Origin of the sequence: Umezawaea beigongshangensis, from assembly GCF_016464305.1 — a bacterium.
GTDB classification, from domain to species: domain Bacteria; phylum Actinomycetota; class Actinomycetes; order Mycobacteriales; family Pseudonocardiaceae; genus Umezawaea_A; species Umezawaea_A beigongshangensis.
This window is the reverse complement of record NZ_JAEIOJ010000047.1, coordinates 1-478: the sequence shown is the minus strand read 5'-3', so window position 1 is coordinate 478 and position 478 is coordinate 1. Positions and strand designations below refer to the sequence as shown.

Annotated in this window: 1 protein-coding gene; it reads left to right on the top strand. The window is 68.0% G+C overall.

Annotated elements, in window-relative coordinates; all coding sequences use genetic code 11:
- Positions 1 to 478, top strand: a 478-nt coding sequence (locus tag IMZ35_RS32455; RefSeq protein WP_199444632.1) for an AMP-binding protein, incomplete at both ends; no start/stop codon positions are given.

The window sequence follows — 478 nt, the reverse complement described above, 5'->3', positions numbered from 1 at the left end:
ACGTCGGTGTCGTTCGACCTGTCGGTGTTCGAGATCTTCGCCCCGCTGTCGGTGGGTGGGACGGTGGTGCTGGCTCCCGACAACGTGCTGGACGTGATCGAGCACCCCGAGCGCTACCGGGACGTCACGCTGGTGAACACCGTGCCCTCCGCGGCGCGAGAACTGCTGGCTGCTGATGCGGTGCCGCCGCTGGCGCGCACGATCAACCTGGCCGGTGAGCCGTTGTCGCCGGAACTGGTGCGCGCGTTGTACGCGCACCCGGTCGTCGACGTGGTGAACAACCTCTACGGACCCAGCGAGGACACCACCTACTCCACCCACGCCGTCACCGATCCGGCGCACGACCGGACGCCCATCGGTGTGCCGGTGGACGGTACGAGCGCGTACGTGCTGGACGCGAATCTGAGGCCGGTTCCGCTGGGTGTGGTGGGGGAGTTGTACCTGTCGGGTGCGGGGATCACGCGTGGTTATCACGCGC